This window comes from Endozoicomonas sp. ALC013 (assembly GCF_049310205.1).
Taxonomy (GTDB): Bacteria; Pseudomonadota; Gammaproteobacteria; order Pseudomonadales; family Endozoicomonadaceae; genus Endozoicomonas.
In genome coordinates, this window is record NZ_JBLYNS010000261.1 from 1 (window position 1) to 3,783 (window position 3,783).

The following is a 3,783-nucleotide window of genomic DNA, read 5'->3' on the forward strand; positions in this document are numbered from 1 at the left end:
AGCGATATTTACAGTCTTCTAATGTGCGCAGGGCTTTATTCTGAAAGCAACCACATCAACCTACGCCCACCCAAAGCCTGCTGACCGGGTTCGCCAGCAAACCGTTTCAAGCAGGGGTCCTGACCGCAACGGAAGTACATTTAATGGCAAAAGAGTCTCGAACCATCAATCCCACAGGGGTATAGCCCCACCCCGGGATGATCCCAAAGGTATTGAGGAGGCTTTTTGGAAAAAGCAACCATTACAGGGACGGCAAGTCACCCCCGCTGTGGTGCTGAACGCCTATGGAAAAGATAGAACCTCTCTCAGAGGTGGCTTTTTTCTGTCAAAACTGTGCTTACAGAACATTCTACTCAATCGCAGAAAAGTGACCCCGGATCAGGTCATCCAGGAATTCACCCGGAAGCCAGATCGAAATAAGTATCTGGTGGCGATCACGCGCTTCAAAGCAGAATGTTGTCAGAAAGGCCTGCTGTTGAAAGGTCGGCGGATCTCACCGGATGAGGTGGTTAACGAGTTTCAGGTCGCCCGGGCAACACTGGAGCTGGCTCGCTTTATGGAAGAATGTTGTCTGAAGGGTCTGCCGTTAAAGGGCCGGCAGGTCGCACCGGAATCGGTGGTCAGGGCCTTCCCGGATAGTCTGCCAGGCAAACTGGGGATCGCACGCTTTAAGGAACAATGTTGCCTGAAGGGTTTGCTGTTGAATAGCCAGCAGGTGACACCGGGCGAGGTGGTTAACGCTTTCCCGGATAGCCCGGAAGGCGCATTGGGAAAAGCACGCTTCATAGCGGAATGCTGCCTGAAGTGCCTGATATTAAATGGCCAACGGGTCACACCGGATGCCGTGGTCAGGCATTATCAGGCAGCCAGAGCAACCCTGGAGATAGCGCGCTTCAAAGCAGAATGCTGCCTGCAAGGCTTGTTGCTGAAGGGCCAGCAGGTCACACCGGATATGGTGGTTAAGGATTTCCCGGACAGTGTGCAAGGCAAACTGGGTATTGCACGCTTCAAAGCGGAATGCTGCCTGAGAGACCTTGCACTGCATGGCCAACAGGTCACACCGGACGAGGTGGTTAAGGATTTCCCGGAGAGTCCGCATAGCAAACTGGGTATTGCACGCTTCAAAGCGGAATGCTGTCTGAGGGGCCTGGTGTTGTATGGCCAGCAGGTCACACCGGATGCCGTGGTTAACGATTATCAGGCAGCCAATGCGACGCTGGAGCTAGCGCACTTCAAAGCAGAATGTTGCCTGAAAGGCCTGCGGTTGAAAGGCAGGCACGTTACATCGGATGAGGTGGTTAAGGATTTCCCGGATAATCCGGAAGGCAGACTGGGGCTGGCGCACTTTAAGGAACGATGCTGCCTGAAGGGCATGGTATTAAATGGCCAGCAGATCACACCGGACGCGGTGGTTAAGGAGTTCCCAAACAGTCCGGAAGGCAGACTGGGGAGATTACGCTTCAGCGAACAATGTTGCCTGAAGGGCCTGGCGTTGCAGAACCGGCAGGCCACACCGGATGTGGTGGCCAAGAATTATCAGGGGGCCGGGGCAACACTGGAGCTGGCGCGCTTTAAAGCAGAATGTTGCCTGAGGGGGCTGGTGCTGAACGGCCAGCAAGTCACAACGGATGCGGTGGTTAAGGGTTATCAGGCAGCCGGGGCAACACTGGAGCTGGCACGCTTTAAAGAGGAATGTTGCCTGAGAGGTCTGGTGTTGAATGGCCAGCAGGTCACACCGGATGCGGTGGTCAAGGATTTCCCGAATACCCGGGAAGGCAGACTGGGGATAGCACGCTTTAAAGAACAATGTTGCCTCAGGGCCCTGGCGTTGAATCACCGGCAGGTCACACCGGATGAGGTGGTCAGGGGTTTCAGGGCGGCCAGGGCACCTCTGGCGCAGGCACGCTTCAAAATGGAATGTTGCCTGAGGGGACTGGCGGTTAATGGCCAGCAGGTCACACCGGATGCAGTGGTTAAGGATTTCCCACAAAATTTGGAAGGCAAACTGGGAATAGTACGCTTCAGGGATCAATGTTGTCTGAGGGGACTGGCGTTCAATGGTCAGCAGGTTACACCGGAGGCGGTGGTTAAGGATTATGAACGCGGTGGCTGGTTGCTCGAAAGAGCTGTTTTTTATTCTCAGCTGGCATTGAATGCAAGAGAATTGAACAGCGCCTGTCTGGATAATCGGAAAGTACTGGCAGCGTTTAATGAAGCACCCGGGGATCACTCTGCAAAACAAATCAGGTATCTGATTCAAAAGCTGAAACAATCTCAAAAGTACGAGGAAACCAGCGAAGCTCAGGAGACACTTCAAGAGACCTGGCAAATCCTGAACAGCGTATCGGTCAAAGACGATGAGCATGATCGACTGGAATGTCTATTGAAATTCATGGCTATGCAGCATGGGCTGTCAATTGATCATCAGGTGGTGTCAGCGCAACAGGTATTGCAATCCATCACCGGCCTGAGGCGCTCATTCAAGAATTCACGTATACATTTTTTCTTCCTGGCACACTGCTATATCACCAGCCAGTCTATTAATGGACAAGCCATCCATAAGGAACAGGTTCTGAATTGCCTTCAGCATTTTCCGGAAGGAAGCAAACGGCGCCATGCATTGGTCTGCTGGTTTGAGCAACGCAACTGCGAAATGCATAAAGCCAGAATAATTGACAGTTTGCTGTATAAACGGGCAAATACCGTTGCTTCAGGGGGCAGTCCCCAGGGATACGCAGCCTCCGCCAGTCAACACAAAGCGGCGGTTCCCGTGCGCGGGAAGTATCCCGTAGCAACAGCAGACGGACCGGGCTTCCCGGAAAGGCAGGCTTCCCGGTTAAATGTGCTCATACTGAAAACACTGGAGATCATCCAGGCAATCAATGACGCCTGTGACGCTCCCGCCATACTGGTGACCGGTTCATACGCGCGTTGTTTACAGAACCTCTGCTCCTCATTCAATGATATTGACATTATTTGCACGACAGATGAGTCTGCCAGAACCCTCTTTGAAAAGCTGCAGGTACTTAACACCGACAGGGATTCAGAAATCCCCAAGAGCATGACCATCAGCCGGGTTCCTGGATGTCCGGCGATTAAACTCCCGACAGCTTACAATATTCAGCTTAAAGACGGCGATCTGGGTATGAAAGTAATGGACCTTCAGGTCAGTGTTAACGCCCTGGTAACAGACAGAAATACAGCACGATTGGCCATTGACGTTCCTGGCGTGAACAGGCCGGTGTGGTGTCTGTCGTTTGCTGAAGAAACCGGATTACTGAACAATACGCTGGCATACCTTGCCGATAACCTTGACCTGCTGACAGATCGGTTGCAAAGAAGAGAGATATTTTCCATACCACGAACCATTCTGTTTAATTTTCCACAAAACCCGGAGGAGCATATTTATGGCCTGCTGATGCGCTCCCTGCTCACCCTGAATAAAGCCAGGCAGTTCATCGCTCTGCACTGTGAAAGCAAACCCGGAAAACCTGACTGCCAGACTCACCAGCGGCAAAAACAACAACAGCGCCTGCAAGTGCTGACGGAGAATCTTCAAGTGAAATTGAAGAGCCATATTTACCGTCAAGCGTTTGAGCACAGAGTGAACAGCTGGCTATTGACAGCTGTGCATGAGAGTGATTACGAGATCAAAAGAAAGGACTTTATCACAACACTGCTTGCGATGATTCAGCCTGAATAATATCAAGGCCGTCACCAGTAAGCTTGCATAAAATGATAAGCGCCCCTAAAAAGAAATATGCCCTGAGCTTTCCAACACCT

At 51.9% G+C, this 3,783-nt stretch carries 1 protein-coding gene; it reads left to right on the forward strand.

What is annotated here, in order from left to right:
- The first annotated feature begins 367 nt into the window (after nt 1-367).
- Nucleotides 368-3,703: a hypothetical protein gene (locus ACO6V1_RS22840; RefSeq protein ID WP_422445619.1), complete on the forward strand. Its 3,336-nt coding sequence runs from the start codon at nt 368-370 to the stop codon at nt 3,701-3,703.
- Nucleotides 3,704-3,783: the final 80 nt, after the last annotated feature.